Source organism: Pseudoalteromonas sp. G4 (assembly GCF_028875915.1).
Lineage (GTDB): Bacteria > Pseudomonadota > Gammaproteobacteria > Enterobacterales > Alteromonadaceae > Pseudoalteromonas.
In genome coordinates, this window is sequence record NZ_JAPEHW010000066.1 from 1 (window position 1) to 22,570 (window position 22,570).

The 22,570-nt window shown below is 41.0% G+C and carries 20 protein-coding genes; 5 read left to right on the forward strand and 15 right to left on the reverse strand.

The features are described 5' to 3' along the window. The coding region (locus ON073_RS15915; protein ID WP_274762879.1) for an alpha/beta fold hydrolase at positions 1–777 on the forward strand (777 nt) is incomplete at its 5' end. On the opposite strand, the gene ON073_RS15920 is transcribed toward ON073_RS15915, so the two are convergent. The 10 genes from ON073_RS15920 to ndk all read right to left on the reverse strand — a co-directional run bounded on the left by ON073_RS15920 (position 766) and on the right by ndk (position 11,330). After that, the gene (locus tag ON073_RS15920) at positions 766–1,143 is read right to left on the reverse strand and encodes a VOC family protein (RefSeq protein ID WP_274762880.1); all 378 of its coding nucleotides are present in this window, start codon (positions 1,141–1,143) and stop codon (positions 766–768) included. The genes ON073_RS15915 and ON073_RS15920 overlap by 12 nt on opposite strands. Before the next feature lie 128 nt (positions 1,144–1,271). Next, positions 1,272–2,750: a ribosome biogenesis GTPase Der gene (der, locus tag ON073_RS15925; RefSeq protein WP_274762881.1), complete on the reverse strand. Its 1,479-nt coding sequence runs from the start codon at positions 2,748–2,750 to the stop codon at positions 1,272–1,274. Positions 2,751–2,842: 92 nt separating this feature from the next. Further along, positions 2,843–4,030 (reverse strand): outer membrane protein assembly factor BamB, encoded by a 1,188-nt coding sequence (gene bamB, locus ON073_RS15930; protein ID WP_274762882.1) that lies wholly within the window; start codon positions 4,028–4,030, stop codon positions 2,843–2,845. A 7-nt stretch (positions 4,031–4,037) separates the two neighbouring features. Continuing rightward, the gene (locus ON073_RS15935; RefSeq protein ID WP_274762883.1) at positions 4,038–4,670 is read right to left on the reverse strand and encodes a YfgM family protein; all 633 of its coding nucleotides are present in this window, start codon (positions 4,668–4,670) and stop codon (positions 4,038–4,040) included. Between the two features lie 9 nt (positions 4,671–4,679). Beyond that, a complete protein-coding gene (gene hisS / locus ON073_RS15940; protein ID WP_274762884.1) occupies positions 4,680–5,954 on the reverse strand; it encodes a histidine--tRNA ligase in 1,275 nt (424 codons plus the stop codon). Positions 5,955–6,044: 90 nt separating this feature from the next. Beyond that, positions 6,045–7,163 carry a flavodoxin-dependent (E)-4-hydroxy-3-methylbut-2-enyl-diphosphate synthase gene (gene ispG / locus ON073_RS15945; protein WP_274762885.1) on the reverse strand — a complete coding sequence of 373 codons (1,119 nt, stop codon included), beginning with the start codon at positions 7,161–7,163 and terminating at the stop codon, positions 6,045–6,047. A gap of 5 nt (positions 7,164–7,168) precedes the next feature. Beyond that, positions 7,169–8,056 carry a RodZ domain-containing protein gene (locus tag ON073_RS15950; RefSeq protein WP_274762886.1) on the reverse strand — a complete coding sequence of 296 codons (888 nt, stop codon included), beginning with the start codon at positions 8,054–8,056 and terminating at the stop codon, positions 7,169–7,171. Then, on the reverse strand, positions 8,053–9,450 hold the full coding sequence (pilW, locus tag ON073_RS15955) for a type IV pilus biogenesis/stability protein PilW (protein WP_274762887.1): 1,398 nt from the start codon (positions 9,448–9,450) through the stop codon (positions 8,053–8,055). The genes ON073_RS15950 and pilW overlap by 4 nt, the downstream gene beginning before the upstream one ends. Positions 9,451–9,508: 58 nt before the next feature. Then, complete coding sequence (locus ON073_RS15960; RefSeq protein ID WP_274762889.1) at positions 9,509–10,663, reverse strand: bifunctional tRNA (adenosine(37)-C2)-methyltransferase TrmG/ribosomal RNA large subunit methyltransferase RlmN; 1,155 nt, start codon at positions 10,661–10,663, stop codon at positions 9,509–9,511. Between the two features lie 235 nt (positions 10,664–10,898). Next, positions 10,899–11,330, reverse strand: a complete 432-nt coding sequence (gene ndk / locus ON073_RS15965; RefSeq protein WP_010560883.1) for a nucleoside-diphosphate kinase — start codon at positions 11,328–11,330, stop codon at positions 10,899–10,901. A 281-nt stretch (positions 11,331–11,611) separates the two neighbouring features. Between ndk and trhP the strand changes: the two genes are divergently transcribed. Both trhP and ON073_RS15975 read left to right on the forward strand, forming a co-directional pair. Then, positions 11,612–12,979 (forward strand): prephenate-dependent tRNA uridine(34) hydroxylase TrhP, encoded by a 1,368-nt coding sequence (gene trhP, locus ON073_RS15970; RefSeq protein WP_274762890.1) that lies wholly within the window; start codon positions 11,612–11,614, stop codon positions 12,977–12,979. Between the two features lie 4 nt (positions 12,980–12,983). Further along, positions 12,984–13,232, forward strand: a complete 249-nt coding sequence (locus tag ON073_RS15975; RefSeq protein WP_274762891.1) for a YfhL family 4Fe-4S dicluster ferredoxin — start codon at positions 12,984–12,986, stop codon at positions 13,230–13,232. 73 nt (positions 13,233–13,305) lie between these two features. Here ON073_RS15975 and ON073_RS15980 read toward each other — a convergent pair whose 3' ends face one another. Both ON073_RS15980 and acs read right to left on the reverse strand, forming a co-directional pair. Further along, positions 13,306–13,956, reverse strand: a complete 651-nt coding sequence (locus ON073_RS15980) for a response regulator transcription factor (RefSeq protein ID WP_274762892.1) — start codon at positions 13,954–13,956, stop codon at positions 13,306–13,308. Between the two features lie 80 nt (positions 13,957–14,036). After that, positions 14,037–15,977, reverse strand: coding sequence for an acetate--CoA ligase (gene acs, locus ON073_RS15985; RefSeq protein ID WP_274762893.1), 1,941 nt, complete (start codon positions 15,975–15,977; stop codon positions 14,037–14,039). A gap of 416 nt (positions 15,978–16,393) precedes the next feature. On the opposite strand from acs, the gene ON073_RS15990 reads away from it, so the two are divergent. Beyond that, a complete protein-coding gene (locus ON073_RS15990) occupies positions 16,394–17,551 on the forward strand; it encodes a DcaP family trimeric outer membrane transporter (RefSeq protein WP_274762894.1) in 1,158 nt (385 codons plus the stop codon). A 90-nt stretch (positions 17,552–17,641) separates the two neighbouring features. On the opposite strand, the gene ON073_RS15995 is transcribed toward ON073_RS15990, so the two are convergent. The 3 genes from ON073_RS15995 to ON073_RS16005 form a co-directional block, all read right to left on the reverse strand. Next, on the reverse strand, positions 17,642–19,015 hold the full coding sequence (locus ON073_RS15995) for a DUF3943 domain-containing protein (RefSeq protein WP_274762895.1): 1,374 nt from the start codon (positions 19,013–19,015) through the stop codon (positions 17,642–17,644). A gap of 167 nt (positions 19,016–19,182) precedes the next feature. Continuing rightward, complete coding sequence (gene recA, locus ON073_RS16000) at positions 19,183–20,232, reverse strand: recombinase RecA (RefSeq protein WP_038640125.1); 1,050 nt, start codon at positions 20,230–20,232, stop codon at positions 19,183–19,185. A gap of 65 nt (positions 20,233–20,297) precedes the next feature. Beyond that, positions 20,298–20,789, reverse strand: a complete 492-nt coding sequence (locus tag ON073_RS16005; RefSeq protein WP_274762896.1) for a CinA family protein — start codon at positions 20,787–20,789, stop codon at positions 20,298–20,300. Between the two features lie 35 nt (positions 20,790–20,824). Between ON073_RS16005 and mutS the strand changes: the two genes are divergently transcribed. Continuing rightward, the coding region (mutS, locus tag ON073_RS16010) for a DNA mismatch repair protein MutS (protein ID WP_274762897.1) at positions 20,825–22,570 on the forward strand (1,746 nt) is incomplete at its 3' end.

Genomic DNA, 22,570 nt, shown 5'->3' on the forward strand with positions numbered 1-22,570 from the left:
GCGGCGTCGACTTCAGCCTTAAAAATTGCGCCAAACTTTGCCCTAAAACAAGCAAGTAAATTATTACTTACACCAGCAAAAAGGCGTAAGCAAGCAAAGTTAAAGTCACCTTTTGTTGAACATAAATTAAAAACAGATTATGGCAATCTTAATCTGATTTCGGTTGGTCAAGGCCCTGAAATCATCTTTACACACGGCTGGTCTGGCAGTGGCAGGCAGTTTTTACCATTGATGGAAAAAGTAGCTCAAGCTGGCTTTAAAGCAACCGCATTTGATCATTATGGACATGGCGAAAGTGAAGGTAAATTCGCTAATTTGCCGCTTTTTATCAAAGGCCTACAATCGGTGGTAAATAGTATTAAAAGCCCTAAAGCGATTGTTAGTCATTCGATGGGCACAGTTGCAGCACTCAATGTGAGTAAACAACTCCCTCATTTACTGATTGCACCTACCTTTGGTTTTTACGATTCATTTGAACAGCGCATTTTAAATACGGGTATTAATAAACGATTATTTAAAGGCGTACTATCAAGTGTTGAGCAAGAGCATCAAATGCAATTTGAACAAATTTTGCCTGAGATCCACATTAAACAACATGCTCACCCAGTGCATATAATTCATGATAAGAATGATAAATTTGCTAATTTCGCATTAGCAAATGAGCAAGCAAAGCAACATGCACACATTAGGCTAAAAGCGGTGGATAAACTTGGTCATGGTCGCATTATCAATTCAGATGAAACATGGCAATTTATGAAGCAAAGCTTACTCGCTTAATGCGATTAATGTGCCTTCAATAGAGCGCACATAAGCAAGGTTTTTACCTTCCATTTCATTGGGTGCGCTAAGGGGCTCTGCACCTGCTTCCACTGCTTTGGTAAACGCAAGATTAATATCTTCTACGTGCAATACTAACTCAAATCCCAAAGCGGGTTGCTTTGGTTGCGCACGAATATAACTTTGTTTGAAGTGAGATTGCGCTAATGGGTGGGCTGCAAAAGCAATGCGAGCACCTTGAAAGTCTAATTCGCCGTATTGACCATCTTCGTCGAGCTGTGCAGTATTGATAGCAAATGCTTGATAGTAGAAATCGAGTGTCTCTTCAACATTATCGACATAGATGACTGTTTTTAAGTAGTCCATGTATAAAGGTGATGATTAATTATTCTTATTGTCTAATTATTAGCACACAACTGCCGCAAATTGCAGCTATTTCCTTCATCACATACGAAAAAAGCACCTGTTAGGTGCTTTTTTAAACAAATCTAAAATTAAGGCTTTTTGCTATACATTTTAGAAATACGCTTTCGCTGTCTTTGCTGTGAAAGCGTCATTTTATTAGTACGGCCTGCGTATGGATTATCACCTTCTCTAAATTCAATTTTGATCGGCGTACCCATTACTTTAAGCGCTTTACGATAGTAGTTCATCATATAACGCTTATATGAATCAGGTAAGTCTTTTACCTGATTACCGTGAATAACGATAATTGGTGGGTTATAACCCCCTGCGTGCGCATATTTAAGCTTAACGCGACGACCACGCACCAATGGTGGCTGGTGATCCGCTTGTGCCATATCCATAATACGGCGCAGCATCGCAGTACTGATACGCTTGGTAGCAGACTCATACGCTTCATCAACTGATTCAAATAAATGGCCTACACCAGTACCATGAAGTGCAGAGATAAAGTGAATACGGGCAAAATCAATAAAGCCTAAACGGCGATCAAGTTCTGATTTAATACGCTCTTTAACGTCAGTATCAAGCCCATCCCACTTATTCACAGCAATTACCAATGAACGACCTGCATTTAGCGTATAACCTAATAAGCTTAAGTCTTGGTCGCTGATACCTTCGCGCGCATCAATTACCAGTAATACAACGTTTGCATCTTCAATTGCTTTCAGAGTTTTAATCACTGAGAACTTTTCAACAACGTCCGATACTTTTTTACGCTTACGCACACCTGCGGTATCAATCAGTACATATTCTTTTTCATTGCGCGTCATTGGAATATACACAGAGTCACGAGTGGTACCCGGCATATCGTAAACAATTACACGTTCTTCACCCAAAATACGGTTAGTCAGAGTCGATTTACCTACGTTTGGACGACCAATAATCGCAAGCTTAACCGGCTTATCTGTACGTTCTCCGTCAACGTCTTCCCCTTCACTTTCATCGTCATAAAGTGAATCAACTAATTCATCTTCGAATTCTTCAGGGTTCGCTGCACGGTATGCTTCAGCATATTCTGCAATTACTGGCTGTAATGCAGTATCAAGTAATGAAGTGATACCGCGACCGTGAGCTGCAGCGATTTGATACACTTCGCCTAATGCAAGCTGATAAAATTCAGCACAGTTAGAGTCAGCATCAATACCGTCAATTTTATTAGCAACAACGAATACTTTCTTTTGTTGTTTACGTAAATGGTCAGCAATACCAATATCAGAAGCCGTTAAGCCCGCTCTGGCATCCACTAAAAACATCACGATATCTGCTTCTTCAATCGCTAACAGCGATTGTTCAGCCATTTCAGATTCAATTCCCTGTTCAGAACCATCAATACCGCCAGTATCAACTAGAATGAATTCATAATCTTCATAACTTGCTTGGCCATATTTACGATCACGTGTTAGACCTGGGAAGTCCGCAACAAGGGCGTCACGCGTACGCGTTAACCTATTAAATAATGTTGATTTCCCAACATTAGGACGACCCACAAGGGCAATCACAGGAAGCATATTCAACCTCTTAAATAAACAACAAAAGGCTTCGTCCAGTGCAAGCCGTAACGAAGCCTTTAATTTGCCAAGTAACACTTGGCAATAAACGATTAATTCGCTAGTGGTAAGTTAACTAAGCTAACTTCACCGTCACGTGTGATAACAATTAACTTATCACCCGCAGTTACTGGCTCTACATAAAAGCCTGAACTATCGAATTCACTACGCGAAACAAGATCACCTGTCTCTTTATCTAACCAGTGCAGATTACCTTCCTGATCACCAGTTACTAAGTAGTTACCAAATACCGTAGGACCTGTTAAAAACCAACCATTAAGTGCTGGCTGACTCCAACGTTCAATACCTGAGCTTGCATCTAAAGCATAGATAGAACCCTGGCTATCTACCAAATAGATGTTACGACCATCGATAGTAAAATCACGATAACCACTGTATTCACGTTTCCAAAGTACGTTTCCACTACGTACATCCACAGCTACTAAATTGCCATTGTAAGCTAATGAGTAAACTGTTGAACCTTGGATGATTGGCTGCGTATCAACATCCGCTAAACGCTCGAACTCAGACGTTCCTTGTGGCACTGCTACATCAGCTTGCCATGCTAAAAAGCCGTTTTCCGCAATAACAACTGAAAGCTTGCCATTTTCTTCACCGAAAATAACGCCGCCATTTGCTGACTGTGGTGAGCTTATACCACGTAACGTCAACGCAGGTACTTCATGCTCATAAACCCAACGCTGTTCACCTTCATCTGGGTGAAGTGCAACAAGTTTGCCTGAGCCAAGGTTTACATAAATTAAGCCATCGCCTGCTGCAGGTGCTGAAAGCGCTTCACCTGGCACTTTTTTACGCCATGCAAGCTCACCTGTTTCACGGTCAAGCGCTATCACTTCACCACGCTCAGTGCCGACAAAGATTTTGCCGTAAGCTTCGCTTAAACCACCAGAAAGTTTGGCGCTGTCATCATCAGCCCACGGCCAAAATGCTGGATTTTCACGTACATCAGTACGCCAAAGCTCTTTACCTGTATTGATATCAATCGCTTTGATTTCACCGCGACGCGATGCAACAAAAACAGTGTCTTTGTAGACTACTGGTGAAAGACGCGAAAAATAGTGCTCAACGCCTGCACCAACACTGCTTTGCCAAACGCTATCGGCTTCAAATTGATTTACAATTTCAGGCAGCGTTAACTCTTCTTCCTCGTCATCACTCGACGAACATCCTACTAACCCTAAGGTCAGTAATAGCAAACTAGCTAAGGTAATTTTTTTCATAAATCACCTACAGCGACTGTGCAACGGCAAGGTTATCCAATTTAACTTGAAGAAGTTGGCTTGGTGCTTCACCTGCAGCATCAATCGCGGCTTGATACGCTAAACGGGCGTTATCTTTATCTTCTTTCGCTAGATAAATATCACCTTTTAACTCTTCAACTTGTGATTGAAATGCGTCTGGTAATGTCGTATTTAACTTAGTTAGCGCTGCATCAAAGTTACCTTCAGCCAGCTCTATGCGTGCGATGCGTGTTGTCGCTACTGCTTTTAATTCAGCTTGTGATGAGTTAGAAACAATCCACTCCAGCTTTTCTTTCGCAGCTGCGTAATTTTTCGCATCAACTGCTTCACGTGCAGTTACAAACGCAGCAAGTACTGCATAGCTTGAGTCTTTATATTCAGCTAAAAACGCGTCAGACTTTGCTAGCACATCTGAATCATCTTGACCTGCTTTAGAAATTAATTGCGTATAAGCATCAGATGCAGCTTCTGCACTATCAATTTGCGATTGGTTATATGCTTTCCAGCCATATAAGCCACCTAAACCAATTACTACACCGGCAATTAAAGATGTGCCATTTTCACGGAAAAATCGTTTTATTGCTTCTGCTTGTTGTTCTTCTGTTGAATAAATTTCCATTCTAACCTCTTATACCAAGCCTTTTAGCAACTCGGCTGCTTGATCTAAATCTAGTGTTTGTTGTTCTTGATGCTCACGTAAGTGTTTTACTGTTACTTGATTATTCTCAAGTTCACTTTCACCAATAATTAGTGCGTAAACCGCATCACTTTTATCTGCTCGTTTTAATTGTTTCTTAAAGTTACCGCCACCGGCATGCACAATAATGCGAATACCAGGTACTTTAGCACGTAACTTCTCGGCAATTACTGGCGCTTGAATGCTCGCTGCATCGCCCATTGCCGCAATATAAACATCATTGGTGCGGCGAATTTCACCAACACAGTTAAGCTCTTGCAATAATAGAACTAAACGCTCCATGCCCATTGCAAAACCAACTGCAGGCGTTGCTTTACCACCTAATTGCTCTACTAAGCCATCATAACGACCGCCAGCACAAACGGTGCCCTGAGCACCTAAGCTTTCGGTTACCCATTCAAAAACCGTGCGGTTGTAATAATCTAAACCACGAACCAGCTTCTCATTAACCTGATATTCGATACCTGCTGCATCTAAACGTTCACATAAATTTGCAAAATGTTGTTGTGATTCTTCGTCTAAATGTTCTGACAGTTTAGGTGCATTCACTAAAACGGCCTGTACATCTGGGTTTTTACTATCTAGTACACGTAATGGATTTGAGTGCATACGGCGCTTCGAATCTTCATCTAAAGCATCAATATTTTGCTCAAGGTAAGCAACTAATGCATCACGGTATTTAGCACGCGCCTCATTTGAACCAAGTGAGTTCAGCTCTAAACGCACATGCTCACTAATGCCAAACGCTTGCCATAAACGCGCCGTTAAAATAATTACTTCTGCGTCAATGTCTGCAGTTTCAAAACCAAAGACTTCCAAGCCAAACTGGTGAAACTGACGGTAGCGCCCTTTTTGTGGTCTTTCGTGACGGAACATTGGTCCCATATACCAAAGACGTTGCTCTTGGTTGTAAAGAAGGCCGTTTTGATTACCTGCGCGAACGCATACAGCGGTACCTTCAGGGCGTAACGTAAGGCTGTCACCGTTACGGTCTTCGAAGGTGTACATTTCCTTTTCAACGATATCCGTAACCTCACCAATTGAGCGCTTAAACAAATCAGTTGATTCAACAATTGGGAAACGAATTTCTTGATAGCCATATGATGCAACTGTTTCGCGTAAAATACTTTCTACTTTCTGCCATACCTGAGTATCACCTGGTACACAGTCATTCATGCCGCGAACTGCTTGGATTTGTTTTGCCACGCTGCCTTACCTTACCCTAATGCTAATTAAATGCATGGGGCGAAATCGCCCCAGAAAAAGAAGATTGTCAATTATACCCAACGAGACTACTTACTCAACTAACTTAACGTCTATTTGTTGTTCAGCACTCTTTTTAGCGATGTAATCTCGAATTTGCGTTTCTAATTGGTCAACAATTTGATTGTTATCAATACGTGTTTTTTGACGCTCACCATTGATATATAAACCTGAACGTTTATTAGCCCCCGCCAAGCCTAAGTCACTAACAAGTGCCTCTCCTGGGCCATTTACCACACAGCCAATAACAGAAACAGTCACAGGTTCGATTACATCTTCTAAGCGCTCTTCCAGTTGGTTCATCGTATTTACGACATCAAATTCTTGACGTGAGCAACTTGGACAAGCAATGAAATTAATACCACGCGAACGAATACGCAGAGACTTTAAAATATCAAAACCGACTTTAATCTCTTGCACAGGATCAGCCGCAAGCGAGACTCGTAACGTATCACCAATGCCTTCGGCAAGTAACATGCCTAGCCCAACTGCCGATTTAACTGACCCCGCTCTAAAACCGCCCGCTTCAGTAATACCTAAATGCAGTGGCTGTTCAATTTCTTTTGCTAATAAACGGTACGCACCAACAGCTAGAAAGACATCAGACGCTTTAACGGATACTTTAAAGTTTTCAAAGTTTAAACGTTTTAGAATATTGACATGACGCATTGCTGATTCAAGTAACGCCTCTGGTGTTGGTTCACCGTACTTTTCTTGAATATCACGCTCTAGCGAGCCACCATTAACGCCAATACGAATTGGAATATTCTTTTCACGCGCAGCATCTACCACGGCTTGGATTCGCTCTTCGCTGCCAATGTTACCTGGGTTAATACGTAAACAATCAGCACCATATTCAGCAACTTTTAATGCGATGCGGTAATCAAAGTGAATATCTGCAACGAGTGGAATATCTACTTGTTGTTTGATTTCTTTAAATGCTTCAGCTGCATCCATGGTTGGTACAGATACACGCACAATATCAGCACCTGCATCTTGAATCGCTTTGATTTGCGCAACAGTAGCGGCAACATCAGTGGTTTCCGTATTGGTCATCGATTGCACGGCAATGGGTGCTCCATCGCCAATCGGAACATTACCTACATAAATGCGTTTTGATTTACGACGTTTTATTGGAGATTCTGAAAACATACTTATTACTCACTCAACGGCAGGCTAAATTTGGCTAAACGGTTAGTTGGAAAGTGCGAAATATCAATTAAATCGCCATTAAATTTAACATCAACAATGTAGTGTTTACCCAATACAACATTAAAAGGAGCTTTGCCTTCTAATGTCATTACATAGCCTTTTTTCTTTACACCAAACGCGACACGCTCGCCATCGGCGTCAAAAATCTCAACCCAACTATCATCTTTAAAAGTCATTGTGATGGTATCAACATTAGTGGCACGCTTAGTTGGTGCACGCTTGTTTTCAACAATTTGAGTCACTGGCTGCGCTTCTATTTGCTCTAAAGACTGCTCAGGCTCAGTGTTGCCATCCTCAACCTCATTAGCAGCAAGTTTTAGTGCTTCTGAGTTGTCGGCCTGCTGTATTGGTAACCTATCGGTTGTAACAGGTTCAATTTTTTCATTTTCACTAATTTGCACCACAGTTTGCTTTTCTGGTGCGATCGGCGCTACGTCTAGATTTTGCCACCAAATGAACAACGAAGAACCAATGATCAAGGCGATAATTGCATAGCTAAACAGCATTAATCTATTATCTTTCGCTTCACGCTCAGTGCGACGTGAGAAGCTTTGCATGCGCTTTTCTGCTTCTTCACGTTGATGCGAAAATTGTGTCATTAAATCCGCTTCATTAAGTGAAAATTCACGGCAATAACTGCGAATATAGCCCTTCACAAATGTAACTGGGCCTAACTGGCTATAATCTTCACCTTCCAGTGCTTCAATTTGTTTTGCGGTTAGTTTTAACTTGTGCGCCATCTCATCAACCGAAACATTAAATTGTTCACGTGCGTTTGAAAGTTGCACGCCTAACTTGATGCTGGGTTGTTGCTCTAATACTTCTTCGGTCATAGTGCGTAAGTTTTTGGATTCACTAATATAATTTTATTGCCAGGGCTTAAAGTTGCCGATTCTTGGATATCGTTCCACTCAGCCAGTGATTTCATGCGCAAATTATACTTCACAGAGATGCTAAATAGCGTATCGCCATCTTTAACTAAGTGGTACACATTCGGATTATTTAGATAGATTTTTGTGCCTGCGAAAACAGGATCGTTTTCTGTTAAACCATTCCACTCAAGCAGTTTTGCCAGTTTCACATTGTATTTAACCGACACTGAGAATAAGTTTTCGCCACCTTTCATTACGTGATAAGGCGTTTCAACAAGTTTTAATGGGGTTGCAACCTGCTCTACCGCTTCGCCTGCATCTTCAGCCTTTTTAGCTTGCGCTAATACAACTTCATTTTTAGTTACTTGTTGAATCGGTTTTGCCACTTCAACTTGTGCTTGTGGTTCGATATCCACTTTTTCAGTCACGGTTAGTTGTGCATTTTCAGCTGGAGTTTTGCGTTTAACCACTTTTACTTTTGGTTTTTTAACAACCGATTTACCATCTGGATTAAGCTCTTTTTTCAGTTTGCTTATTTCATTTTTGCGGTATCTCTCACGCAGTCGTTCAAACTCACTATCAGCGGTTTTCTTTTGTTTAATTTGCTTAGCTTCAATTGAATTAGCATATGTTTGCTGAAGTGTAAGCGCTAAAGTACTAGCCTTTTCAATATGACCCATACGGCTTTCAATTAAGTATGACAACATTAAAGAGCGTGATGAAATACGGCCAGATTTTTCATAACGGTTCATAAACGTCTGAGCACGGTGTAAATCACTTTTAGCGTAATAAATAGCAGACAAGTTGACCAACGAAGAGCCACGCGAAGGGCTGTGTTTAACAGACGCTTCTAAATATTCTTCAGCTTCATCAAATTCGTTATTTTCGATGGCACATAGGGCTAAATTTTCATAACTTTGCGAAACACGTAAGTAACTTGGCACTTCAATCGCACGTAAAATGTAGTCTGATGCTTCATCGTATTCACCTAAACCACATAAAAATACACCATAGTTATTCAGGGTATTTGGGTCATTTGGTGCAATGTCAATTGCGCGCAGGTACGAGTCTTTAGCAAGCTCATTTTCACCCACTTGCTGATAATAATAAGCAGTGGTGTAATGCACTTCAGGCAGCTTTGGTGAAAATTTTGCAGCACGCTCAAGGTTATATTTTGCTTGTGTACTATCGCCTGACGCTAAATATTTTAATGCCAGAGAGATACGTGTTCTTGCAGCCTCATCGTTATCGATGCGATTTTCCACTACCGGTTTATCACTGCCTACATACACACTTTCGGTTACACATCCTGTTGTTGCAAGTACTGCAACACCTACTAATATTGAACGACGCATAGTTATACTCATTTTCTGACAATTACCTTAATTCTACCCGAATTAGCGTTGGGATCATCTAATTTTTTATTAGTACCAATTCTGGGTTAACTGTATTTACAGCGATTTTATTATCATCAAGCTGCTTTTTCTTCATAACACGTTTTGTACGGTCAACCACATCACCTACTAATTGACCGCAGGCTGCATCAATATCATCGCCACGAGTACGACGTACAATACAGGTTAAGCCTGCAGCTTGAAGCACTTTAGAGAAGCGGTCAATACGGCTATTACTTGAACGGCCATATTCATTACCTGGGAATGGGTTAAACGGAATAAGGTTAATTTTTGACGGTGTGCCTTTAAGCACTTTTACTAGCTCGTGAGCATGATCAGTGCTGTCATTTACACCTTGCAACATAACATATTCAATTGTGATGTCTTTGTTTGCTTTTGAGCCATCAATATAGCGACGACATGCTGCTAAAAACTCTTCAATTGGGTACTTTTTATTGATAGGTACTAGTACATCACGCAGTTCGTTGTTTGGAGCGTGAAGCGAAATTGCTAAAGCCACATCAATTTTTTCTTTCAAGATATCAAGAGCTGGTACAACGCCTGAAGTACTTAAGGTAACGCGACGCTTAGATAAACCAAATGCCCAATCATCCATCATCAGTTCCATCGCTGGAACAACATTATTGATATTTAAAAGTGGCTCACCCATACCCATCATTACCACATTGGTAATAGGACGTTTTGTTGAGTCACCGTGTAAACCGATGTCTTTTGCTACGCGCCAAACCTGACCAATAATTTCAGATACTTTTAGGTTACGGTTAAAACCCTGTTGTGCTGTTGAACAGAAGGTACATTCAAGGGCACAACCTACTTGTGACGAAACACATAAAGTTGCACGGTCTTTTTCTGGGATCCATACAGTTTCAACTTCTTGCCCACCTTCAAGTACCAATGCGTACTTAATAGTACCGTCTGAAGCTACTTGTTTAACTGAAATTTCAGGCGCTTTAATTTCACACTCAGCGTGTAATTTAGCTTTTAGCTTTTTGTTGATGTTTGACATTTCGTCAAAGTTATCGATGCCAAAATGGTACACCCATTTCATTACCTGATCGCCACGGAACGGCTTTTCACCCCACGAAACAAACAACTCACGCATTCCTTCACGGGTTAAATCCAGTAAATTAATTTTCTTTTCCGCAGCACTCATAACTCAGACCCCAGTACGTAACACAACTCAATATTAGTCGATATATCAACTTTGCTTTACTTTTATACACCTTCAAATGGAATGTGATGTCAGTAAGGCGTGTTTATAAATTTAAAGCAAAGGTGACAATTTGAATGAAATTCTTGGCTTTAGTTCAAAATGACAAGAAAAGGGCTAAAGAGCCCTTTTCTCCTGCATCAACAAAGTTAATGCAGCTTGTCTACGTCGTTAAGAATTAACGAGTACGTGGACAGATTTCTTCGTCAGAGAAGAAGTACGCGATTTCACGTGCAGCTGATTCTACAGCGTCTGAACCGTGAACAGCGTTTTCGTCGATGCTGTCTGCGTAGTCAGCACGTAAAGTACCAGCTAGCGCTTCAGCAGGGTTAGTAGCACCCATGATTTCACGGTTTTTAAGTACTGCATTCTCACCTTCAAGAACAGTAACCATTACTGGACCAGATGTCATGAACTCAACTAAAGCACCGAAGAAAGGACGCTCGCTGTGCTCAGCGTAGAAACCTTCAGCTTTTTCTTTTGAAAGGTGAACCATTTTAGCTGCAACGATTTTAAGACCAGCAGTTTCGAAACGGTTGTAGATAGCACCGATGTGGTTTTTAGCAACTGCATCAGGTTTTACGATAGAAAAAGTACGCTCTAAAGCCATCTTTTATGCTCCATAAATAATTAATGATTTTAACGGCCGCGAATTATACGCATATTTGTGTGAAAATCCTATTAAAACCGAAAATATTCTGCTCACTTTTCCATCAAAATAGAAATTTTCCTATTAATCCGCTTTGTTTTGCTCGTTTTTATGATGCTACCGAAAGCCTCTTTGAAAAGTTGATCTACATCAACATCCATTAATTTGCTCTTTGATAAAATTGCGCGCTTTTTTAATCATGCAACTGGCCAGAACCCAGTTCGATGTATGAGGATATCTAAATGAATAAACCTTTTGTGCCTGAATTATTATCGCCAGCAGGCAGCCTTAAAAATATGCGTTATGCCTTTGCCTATGGTTCAGATGCAGTCTACGCAGGTCAACCACGTTACAGTTTGCGCGTGCGTAATAACGAGTTCGACCTTGATAATTTAGCGCTCGGGATCAATGAAGCACACGATTTAGGTAAAAAACTGTATGTGGTATCAAATATTGCGCCACACAACGCTAAGGTAAATACCTACCTACGTGATATTGAACCAGTAATTGAAATGGGCCCTGATGCCTTGATTATGTCTGATCCGGGTTTAATTATGTTGGTTCGTGAAAAATGGCCTGACATGCCGATTCACTTATCGGTTCAAGCTAATGCTGTAAACTATGCAACGGTTAAATTCTGGGCGCAGCAAGGGGTTGAACGGGTTATTTTATCACGCGAATTATCGCTAGAAGAAATTGGCCAAATTCGTGAGTTATGCCCTGAAACCGAATTAGAAGTGTTTGTTCACGGTGCATTATGCATGGCGTACTCTGGTCGCTGTTTGCTTTCAGGATACATCAATAAGCGCGACCCAAATCAAGGTACCTGCACTAATGCATGTCGTTGGGAATACGATGTAAAACCGGGTAAAGAAACCGAAACCGGCGATGTTGTGCACAAAATTGACCCAAGCTCAGTGATCCCAACGTTAGGTGAAGGCGCACCAACAAACGAAGTATTTATGCTGGAAGAGCAAGGTCGCCCAGGTGAGTATATGCCTGCATTTGAAGATGAGCATGGCACTTACATAATGAATTCGAAAGATTTACGTGCAGTACAGTACGTTGATCAACTTACCAAAATGGGTGTACATAGTTTAAAGATTGAGGGACGTACTAAGTCGTTCTACTACGTTGCACGAACTGCACAGGTCTACCGTAAAGCGATTGATGATGCAGTTGCTGGTAAGCCGTTTGATCCAAACTTAATGCGCACCCTAGAAAACCTCGCACACCGCGGTTATACCGAAGGCTTCTTAAAGCGTCATGTACATCAAGAGTATCAAAACTATGAATATGGTCACTCAGTTTCAGATAAACAACAATTCGTGGGGGAAGTGTTAGGTCGTCACAACAATGGTTTGGTTGAAATTGATGTGAAAAATAAGTTCTGTACAGGCCACTCAATGGAACTTATGACACCACAAGGCAACATCCAGTTTACCTTAGATCATATGGAAAATAAGAAAGGTGAACGTATTGATGATGCAAAAGGCTCAGGTCATATTGTAAAAATTCCATTGCCGGAAGATATTGACCTTGATAAAGCAATTTTATTACGTAATTTAGATTCAGACCAAGATACGCGTAACCCTTTTAAAAAGGCCTAATATCATGGCGTTGATGATAAATTCGAAGTGTATCAATTGTGATATGTGCGACCCTGAATGCCCTAATCAGGCAATTTACATGGGTGAAAAAATTTATCAAATTGATCCCAATAAATGCACTGAGTGTGTTGGCCACTATGACCAACCAACCTGTGTAAGTGTGTGCCCAATTGACTGCATTAAAAAAGACCCTGAACACAATGAAACACTTGATGAGTTAGCTGAGAAGTTTATTCGCTTAACTTCAAGCTAAAACATGACAGTTATATTTAAACACATAATAAAAAACCGAGCTAAGATGCTCGGTTTTTTTATGTGTGAATGGTTTAACTGGATTCAACAGGTTCTAATTGAAGCTTGCTCGCAATTAACACCGCTTGGGTACGATTATACACGCCAAGCTTTCTAAAAATTGCGGTGATATGTGCTTTCACTGTAGCTTCTGAAATGTTTAGCTCGTAAGCGATTTGCTTATTGAGTAAACCTTCATGTAAATAACTTAAAACTTTGTATTGCTGTGGTGTGAGTGATGCAACTTGCTGCGCAAGCTCTGCGTCTTGTTCAATCACTTCTTCCACTTTATCTGCCATTGATGTTGGTAACCAAGTTTCACCATCTAAAATTTCTTCAATAGCTTCAGCTATTTGTGCTGATGAGGATGATTTAGGAATAAAACCAAGGGCACCATAACTCATCACTTTAGAAACAACTTGAATATCTTCAGTGCCTGAGACAACGGCAATAGGTAAATCGGGGTAATCTTCACGAATGCGAATTAAACCGTACAAATCACCACTGCCTGGCATATGTAGGTCTAATAATAGTAAATCGAGCTCTTGTTGTTGTTCTAGTACATTGAGCGTTGTATCAAAATTCTCTGATTCAAAGATTTCTAAATCATCGAAACTGCCATTTAAAGCCCCTTTTAACGCTTCTCGAAATAAAGGGTGATCATCCGCTATCAAAAACTTGCTCATATATGACTCCTAATAAAAAGGCTGTTATCACTGATAACAGCCTTCATGTTACTGCGAGTTTAGTCGATTCTCAAACCTAATTAACGGTTTAAGCGGTTTTCGATTAACTCCTCAACAACACTCGGATCTGCTAGCGTTGATGTATCACCTAACTGTTGGTATTCATTTGCAGCGATCTTACGTAAAATACGACGCATAATCTTACCTGAGCGTGTTTTTGGTAAACCTGGAGACCATTGGATCATATCTGGTGTTGCAATTGGGCTTAGTTCTTTACGTACCCAATTACGTACTTCTTTGGTCAACTCATCACTTACTGCAACACCATCATTCGGTGTAATGTATACGTAAATCCCCTGACCCTTAATATCGTGTGGGAAACCAACAACCGCAGCTTCAGCAACCGCTTCATGGGCTACAAGTGCACTTTCGATTTCTGCTGTACCGAGGCGGTGACCTGATACGTTTAATACGTCATCAACACGTCCTGTGATCCAGTAGTAACCATCTTCATCACGGCGACAACCATCACCTGTGAAATACACACCTGGGTAGGCTGAGAAATACGTTTGTTCAAAGCGTTCATGGTCGCCATAAACTGTGCGCGCTTGTGATGGCCAACTATCAAGAATAACTAAGTTACCCTCTGTTGCACCTTGCAGTGTTTCACCTTCTGCATCAAATAATGCTGGTAAAATACCAAAGAATGGACGCGTTGCTGAGCCTGGTTTTAAGTCTGTTGCGCCAGGTAGTGGTGTAATCATCACACCGCCAGTTTCAGTTTGCCACCAAGTATCAACAATTGGGCAATTGCTATTACCAATGTTCTCGTAATACCAAGCCCATGCTTCTGGGTTAATTGGTTCGCCAACTGAACCTAAAATACGTAATGATTCACGCTTAGACGAAGCTGTAGGCTCATCACCTTTCGCCATTAACGCACGAATTGCTGTCGGTGCTGTATAAAGAATTGTAACATTGTGCTTATCAACTACTTCACCCATACGACCTGATGATGGATAGGTTGGTACACCTTCAAAAATAACCTGAGTACAGCCGTTAGCAAGCGGGCCATAAGCAATATAACTGTGACCTGTGATCCAACCCACATCGGCACTACACCAATAAATATCGTCTTCTTGTAAGTCAAAAACGTATTGATGGGTAAGCGAGGTATACACTAAATAACCTGCAGAGCTGTGAACTACGCCCTTTGGTTGGCCTGTAGAGCCTGATGTATAAAGGATAAAGAGCGGATCTTCTGCATCCATAACTTCTGGTTCACATGTTGTAGCTTGATCAGCAACTAAGTCATGCCACCAAACATCAACATCATTCCAAGCAACATCGCCAGCAGTGAGCTGGTGAACAACAACCGCTTCGACTGTGTCTACGCCCGGTTGTGCTAATGCTTCATCAACATTGGCTTTAAGTGGTACTGCATTACCACCGCGGCGGCCTTGATCCGACGTGATTACCACTTTAGCGCCAGAGTCTTTAATACGATCTGCAATAGCTGAAGGTGAGAAGCCACCAAAAACTACAGAATGAACAGCACCAATACGCGCACATGCCTGCATCGCGTAAATCGCTTGAGGTGTCATTGGCATATAAATCGCTACGCGGTCGCCTTTTTTAACACCAAGCTTTTTCAAACCATTCGCTAATTTACAGACTTCATCATGCAGTTGCTGATAAGTAATATTTTCAGATTGTTCAGGGTTATCACCTTCCCAAATTAAAGCAACTTTATCGGCTTTATCTTTCAGGTGACGATCAATACAGTTATAAGAGACATTAAGTTGGCCATCTTCATACCAGCGAATATTTACATGGCCTTTATCAAATGAGGTGTTTTTAACTTTAGTAAATGGCTTAATCCAATCAAGACGCTTCCCTTGCTCACCCCAAAATGCTTCAGGGTCGTCAATCGACCATTGATATAATTCATTGTATTTTGCTTCGTCGATTAACGCAGCTTCTTTAACTGAAGCCGGTACTGGATAGATTTCTTGTGACATGTGTTGTCCCCTTTTAACTTTGTTGCTAGTTGCTTAAATGCAACCTAGACCAATACCCTCAAGCATTACTCAGCTAGGTAGTATAAAGAATTAGACCTTAGTAGCATCTCTATTTAAATATAAGTAATACCTAATCAAGATCATCTTTTTAACAACTAGTTATGCTACATAAAATTAAATTGTCTTTTATATTCAGGTTATTAAATATTTATTTTGCTATTTTTTAGGTTTACTGCAAAAAAGCAACTATATTTTTAACAAAATATTCACAATTTCAGTAACTTCCATACGTTTAATGGAATAAACGCTCTGTAATATACAAATTAGCTATACCTTAGTCGTATAGACCAATGGGTAATTGAGCAAAATCTGAACATGGCCAAAAGTGAAGATGTTAACTTAATCGGGATACAGTTATGAAAAACAATAAATTAACAACAACAGCGCTTAGCGTTTTAGCAGTATTGTTCGGTGCGTCTGCTCATGCGGGTGTTTTAGAATCAACAGATGTTAAATACGGTGGTTACGTAAAATTAGATGCTATGTGGAGTGATTGGTCAGCAGGTACTGTTGGTGGCACAAGCATTGGTCGTGATTTTTACGTACCAAGTACAACACCAGTAGGTGCTGATGCTGATACTGATCCAGTATTTGATATGCATGCACGTCAATCTCGTTTCAACTTAGCGACATCGACTAAACTAGACAACGGCCAGTCGATTAATACCAAAATTGAGCTCGACTTTATTGCATCACCAGGTGGTAATGAACGAGTTTCAAACTCTTATGCACCTCGTATTCGCCAAGCATTTGTAACTTACAATGGTTTTTTATTCGGTCAGGCATGGTCTAACTTCCAAAACGTTAGTGCATTACCTGAAACCCTAGATTTTGTAGGCCCAGCTGAAGGTACTGTGTTCGTTCGACAAGCAATGATTAAATATACCTCAGGCGGTTTCTCTGTGTCTGCAGAAAACCCTGAGAGCACCATTACAACTACAGGTGGCGTTAGAAACGAGACTGACGATGCAAGCTTACCTGATATCACGGCTCGCTACACTTTTAAAGGTGACTGGGGTCACTTCACTGTTGCCGGCCTTGCAAGACAGCTTACCTATAAAGCCGGTGGTGCTGATGCATCAACTTCCTCTTTTGGTGTGAGCGCATCTGGTCGACTTGATTTTGGTAAGAATAACTTAAAGTACATGGTTACCACAGGTAAAGGCTTAGGCCGTTATGTCGGTCTTAATGTTGCACATGGTGCAGTATTAAATGGTAATGACCTTGATGCAATCGATTCTGTTTCAGGCTTTGTTGGCTACCAGCACCACTGGAGTGACAAGCTTCGTTCGACCTTCTTAGCATCTTATTTCAGTGCGGATAATAATACGGATTTGCTTGCGATTACCGGCGACCCTACCAAAACCTCAATGAGTTACAGCGCTAACTTACTCTATTCACCTGTTAAAAAGATGACGTTTGGTGTTGAGTACAAGGTAGGTGAGCGCGAGACTGAAAGCGGTGCTGATGGCGATATCAACCGTCTACAACTTTCTGCTAAATATGTTTTTTAAGACATATTTACAAACCAGTTAACTTAGATTGCTTCCTAAGTTGTTGTCAGTAATAAGCGACCAATTGGTCGCTTATTTTTTGCTAGCTTGTTATCTTTGACCATCGCCAAAAAAGTAAATCAACGATAAATTGTACACATCATCTTGATTGCTATATTTACTGTTAAAAAAGCGTTTTGCGTCTAATTGCAAAGCAAAATTGTTATTAATTTTATAATGTAAACCCAGCCCCGCATTCAGTGCAAAGGTACTGCTTCCTTTTTCTTCTTTATCCTCAGCATAGAGCATCTCACCAGCACCGACCGAGAAGAAAGGTCGCCAATCACTATCAACGTTAAAGTAATAGTTCGCAGCCACATTAAACTGCTCGAATGTTTCTTTCGAATTACTATTTTGAAGCGCTAGCTTACCTTTGAGATAATCGAGCTTAAGCGAAAATGTTGGCGAAAAATATAAACCTAAGTTCCAGCCATTTGCTGAACCTTGTTCTAACCCCCAGTGATTACCCGGGCTTAAACTACCGTAGTTTAGTCCTAAACCAATAATACCAATATCTACCGGATCTTTAATACTTACATAACCAGTTTGGTAAGATGGTGCTTGATAAGCCTTTCCAGATCCTAGTTGATAATTAACACTTAATTGAACTTGATCCTCAAAATCACCATTTGGCAGTGGTATTTTCGCAAAGTTAATGCCTCCTGTGCCCGCTTTTACGACTTCGGTACCAAACAAGTTGTTTATGCCTTTACCGGCCGAGTCGATTGGATCAAGCATAAAGAGTGATATATTACCGAGCGTGCGTGATCCCCACACCTCACCGCCCGTTCTGCGAATTTCCATCTCTTTTTGATATGCCCATTCACCATAGGCCCAACCTAGCACTGGAGTAATTACCAAATCCTGCATTGATGGTACTTCAGCAAAAGCTTCAATACCATATTCCCAATAGAAGGTACTCATAGTAAACGAGTAGAGAAACGCATCCCATTGACGATAGCCAGACTTTCTCGCCACTTGGTAATAAACGCCACCAAAATAAGGGTGCCCTACCCAATTTAACCACCATACATCGCGGTCCCATGTTGGTCCTTCTTTAACGTTTTCAGTCCATTTAGAAAATACCCCATTTTCCTTATCCCATTTTGAGATATCTTCAGGCAGCATAAGAATAAAGCCTGCAACACCAAAACCGTATGCCATTACGGACTTGGTTTGAGACCATAAACGTTCGTTATCTTGGCCATGTTCGGCAGAAAACAAATTTATTTGGTACGGCGATTGGTAGAAGTCTTCAGGTACTGGTCGTAAGTTCCAATCACTATTACTTGGCAAATTGTAGCTTGGCACTTCAATCGCTTTAGTAGCATCATTTAGTGTATTCGTGTTAACTGTGGTTAGCTCTTCCTGTTGAGCAAGTAAAGGCTGAGTCAGCGCGCTGGTAATAAGCGCTAACTTAATCATTTGAGTGAGCATTTTCATTGATAGTAAGTGCGTCCGTTCTTGGGCAAGCTACAAAAAAACGATATTTTAGCCGCTTTTACTTAGTATGACACTTAAACTTAGCAAAAAATTGTAAACATAAACGCAAAAAAGGCCACGTATGTGGCCTTTTTTAAATAGCGCTAACATTAAAGTTCCGCGTCGCCTTCAGCTAAGCTTTTTGCTTCACCTTCTTCAGGTTGAATTGTTGCTTGCAGTAATAGCATTTCACGAAGCTTTTGCTCAATCTCATTAGCAATCTCAACATTCTCTTTTAAGAATTTAATAGAGTTAGCTTTACCTTGACCAATCTTGCTACCTTTGTAGCTAAACCATGCACCGGCTTTATCAACTAAGTTATGTTTAACACCTAAGTCAATTAACTCACCTTCTTTTGAGATGCCTTGGCCGTACATGATAATAAATTCAGCTTGCTTAAATGGCGGCGCAACTTTGTTTTTAACAACTTTAACTCGTGTTTCGTTACCAACAACTTCATCACCTTCTTTTACTGACCCCGTACGACGAATGTCTAGACGAACTGAAGAGTAGAATTTAAGTGCATTACCACCTGTTGTAGTTTCTGGATTACCAAACATTACACCAATCTTCATACGAATCTGGTTAATGAAAATGCACAGTGTATTTGAACGCTTGATGTTACCAGTGAGTTTACGCAATGCCTGTGACATTAAACGCGCTTGCAAACCAACATGGCTATCACCCATGTCGCCTTCAATTTCAGCTTTTGGTGTTAATGCTGCAACAGAGTCAACAATCACCACATCAACCGCACCAGAGCGTACTAACATATCGCAGATTTCTAGTGCTTGTTCACCCGTGTCAGGTTGAGAAACAAGAAGATCATCAACATTAACACCTAATCTTTCTGCATAAACAGGGTCTAGTGCGTGCTCTGCATCAACGAAAGCACATGTTTTGCCTTCTCTTTGAGCTGATGCAATTACTTGTAATGTTAACGTTGTTTTACCTGATGATTCTGGACCATAAATTTCAACAATTCGGCCTGTTGGTAAACCACCAATACCCAATGCGATATCAATACCTAGCGAACCAGTTGAAATAGCTTCAATATCAAGTGCTTGGCTATCGCCTAGCTTCATAATTGAGCCTTTACCAAATTGGCGTTCAATTTGTGATAGCGCAGCTGTAAGGGCCTTTTGTTTATTATCGTCCATTTGACTCTCCAAATCTCTGTTATGCAGCAAAGTATACTGTATAGATTACCAGTATCAAGTGTTTTTTATGAGTTTATTAACACAATTGCTTTTTCTAATGAATATTCAATAACTTGCAATCTAACATCAGTACGGTCACCGGTAAATAAACAGTGATTAACTGATAGTTTATCCAGTACTTTTATGGCAATCCATACAGTACCAACAGGTTTTTCAACACTGCCACCACCTGGACCTGCGATGCCAGACACAGCAATGCCCACATCGGCATTAGCAGCTTGCATTGCACCAACCACCATTTGTTCTACGGTTTCTTTACTTACCGCGCCAAATTGCTTAAGTACGTCAGTGTTTACACCAAGTAATTCATGCTTTGCCTCATTGCTATAGGTAACAAAACAGCGATCAACATAAGCTGAACTACCTGCGGTATCGGTCAATGCATAGCTAATGCCACCACCAGTACATGATTCAGCAGTAGTGATCCAAAGCTTTTTATTAGTTAAACTAGCACCCAACTTTGCCGCTAGCTCAGTAATATGAGCGGGTAATATCATTTTTTTACCTTTTACATAACAACTATTAGTCAATTATGCCGTTAGATTTATATTCAGACCATACTATCAGCCAACAAACGCCAATGATGCAGCAATATTTAAAAATTAAGGCTGAGCATCGAGATATTCTCGTTTTCTATCGCATGGGCGACTTTTACGAACTGTTTTTTGATGATGCCAAACGTGCTGCAGAACTACTCGATATTTCGCAAACTCATCGCGGTAAAGCTGGCGGTGATCCTATCCCTATGGCGGGCGTACCTTATCACGCGGTTGAAAACTACCTTGCACGCCTAGTGCAAATGGGCGAATCAGTTGCGATATGCGAACAAGTCGGTGATCCTGCCACCAGTAAAGGACCAGTTGAGCGCAAAGTGGTGCGTATCATCACCCCAGGCACCATTTCTGACGAAGCATTATTAAAAGAGCGTCAAGACAATCTACTATGCGCTATTTCACATAACGACAAAGGCGCCTATGGTATTGCTTATTTAGATATTAACTCTGGACGTTTTCGTATTTTAGAAGTTGATAATGACGAAGCACTGACATCAAGCCTGCAGCGTATTTCACCTGCTGAATTGTTATATCCAGAAACCCTCGAAAATACCTGTAGCATTGAGCAATATAATGGTCTGCGCCGTCGCCCAATTTGGGAGTTTGATTTAGACAGCGCGAAAACCGCATTAAATAAACAGTTTGGCACTAAAGATTTAGTGGGTTTTGGGGTTGAAAATGCTGCACTTGCGCTGCAAGCTGCGGGCTGCTTAATGCAATATGTAAAAGATACCCAGCGCACGACATTACCGCATCTAAATGCGATTGGTCTTGAGCAAAATGAGCAAAATGTCATTCTTGATGCGGCAACCCGTAAAAATTTAGAGCTTACTGTTAATCTATCGGGCGGTTTTGATAACACTCTTGCGCAAGTGCTTGATAAAACAGCGACGCCAATGGGCTCTCGTTTACTAAAGCGTCGCCTGCATAGCCCAATTCGCGATCAACAAGAATTAAACAATCGCCTTGATGCACTCGGTGAAATCCACGACTTAGCCATTAACCATGAACTGCACGATACACTTAAACAAGTTGGCGATTTGGAGCGTATTATTGCGCGCTTAGCGCTTCGTTCAGCACGGCCTCGTGATTTGTCGCGTTTGCGTTTAGCGCTACAAACACTGCACCCAATTCATGACTTAATTAACGATGCGAGCAGCACGCGCCTAACGCAAATAAAGCAAGCCACTCCTATTTTATCTGAGTTACAAGACTTGCTTGAGCAAGCGATTATCGACAATCCACCGGTATTAATTCGCGATGGCGGTGTGATTGCCCCAGGCTACAATCAGGAGCTTGATCAATGGCGTAATTTAAGCAAAGGCGCCACTGATATTCTCGAGCAAATGGAAATTCGTGAGCGTGAGCGCACAGGTATTGCCACCTTAAAAATTAGCTATAACAAGGTACATGGTTATTACATCGAAGTAAGTAAAGCAAACGCTAACTTGGTGCCTGCTGATTACGTACGCAGGCAAACACTGAAAAATAACGAACGCTATATTATTCCTGAACTCAAAGAGCATGAAGATAAAGTGCTTAACAGTCAGTCAAATGCACTCGCACTTGAAAAACGCCTCTACGAAGAACTGTTCGATATTATTTTGCCGCAAATTGATGTGTTGCAAAAAATGGCAGCAGCTCTTAGTGAGTTAGACGTAATCAATAACCTTGCTGAACGTGCTGAGTCACTTGAGTATGTTAGGCCTCTTTTAAGTGAGAAC

Bases quoted from the DNA above. Each gene is read 5' to 3' on its own strand.
- ON073_RS15920 (WP_274762880.1), bottom strand. From the start codon at position 1,143: ATGGACTACTTAAAAACAGTCATCTATGTCGATAATGTTGAAGAGACA.
- der (WP_274762881.1), bottom strand. From the start codon at position 2,750: ATGCTTCCTGTGATTGCCCTTGTGGGTCGTCCTAATGTTGGGAAATCA.
- bamB (WP_274762882.1), bottom strand. From the start codon at position 4,030: ATGAAAAAAATTACCTTAGCTAGTTTGCTATTACTGACCTTAGGGTTA.
- ON073_RS15935 (WP_274762883.1), bottom strand. From the start codon at position 4,670: ATGGAAATTTATTCAACAGAAGAACAACAAGCAGAAGCAATAAAACGA.
- ispG (WP_274762885.1), bottom strand. From the start codon at position 7,163: ATGTTTTCAGAATCTCCAATAAAACGTCGTAAATCAAAACGCATTTAT.
- ON073_RS15950 (WP_274762886.1), bottom strand. From the start codon at position 8,056: ATGACCGAAGAAGTATTAGAGCAACAACCCAGCATCAAGTTAGGCGTG.
- pilW (WP_274762887.1), bottom strand. From the start codon at position 9,450: ATGCGTCGTTCAATATTAGTAGGTGTTGCAGTACTTGCAACAACAGGA.
- ON073_RS15960 (WP_274762889.1), bottom strand. From the start codon at position 10,663: ATGAGTGCTGCGGAAAAGAAAATTAATTTACTGGATTTAACCCGTGAA.
- ndk (WP_010560883.1), bottom strand. From the start codon at position 11,330: ATGGCTTTAGAGCGTACTTTTTCTATCGTAAAACCTGATGCAGTTGCT.
- trhP (WP_274762890.1), top strand. From the start codon at position 11,612: ATGAATAAACCTTTTGTGCCTGAATTATTATCGCCAGCAGGCAGCCTT.
- ON073_RS15975 (WP_274762891.1), top strand. From the start codon at position 12,984: ATGGCGTTGATGATAAATTCGAAGTGTATCAATTGTGATATGTGCGAC.
- ON073_RS15980 (WP_274762892.1), bottom strand. From the start codon at position 13,956: ATGAGCAAGTTTTTGATAGCGGATGATCACCCTTTATTTCGAGAAGCG.
- acs (WP_274762893.1), bottom strand. From the start codon at position 15,977: ATGTCACAAGAAATCTATCCAGTACCGGCTTCAGTTAAAGAAGCTGCG.
- ON073_RS15990 (WP_274762894.1), top strand. From the start codon at position 16,394: ATGAAAAACAATAAATTAACAACAACAGCGCTTAGCGTTTTAGCAGTA.
- ON073_RS15995 (WP_274762895.1), bottom strand. From the start codon at position 19,015: ATGATTAAGTTAGCGCTTATTACCAGCGCGCTGACTCAGCCTTTACTT.
- recA (WP_038640125.1), bottom strand. From the start codon at position 20,232: ATGGACGATAATAAACAAAAGGCCCTTACAGCTGCGCTATCACAAATT.
- ON073_RS16005 (WP_274762896.1), bottom strand. From the start codon at position 20,789: ATGATATTACCCGCTCATATTACTGAGCTAGCGGCAAAGTTGGGTGCT.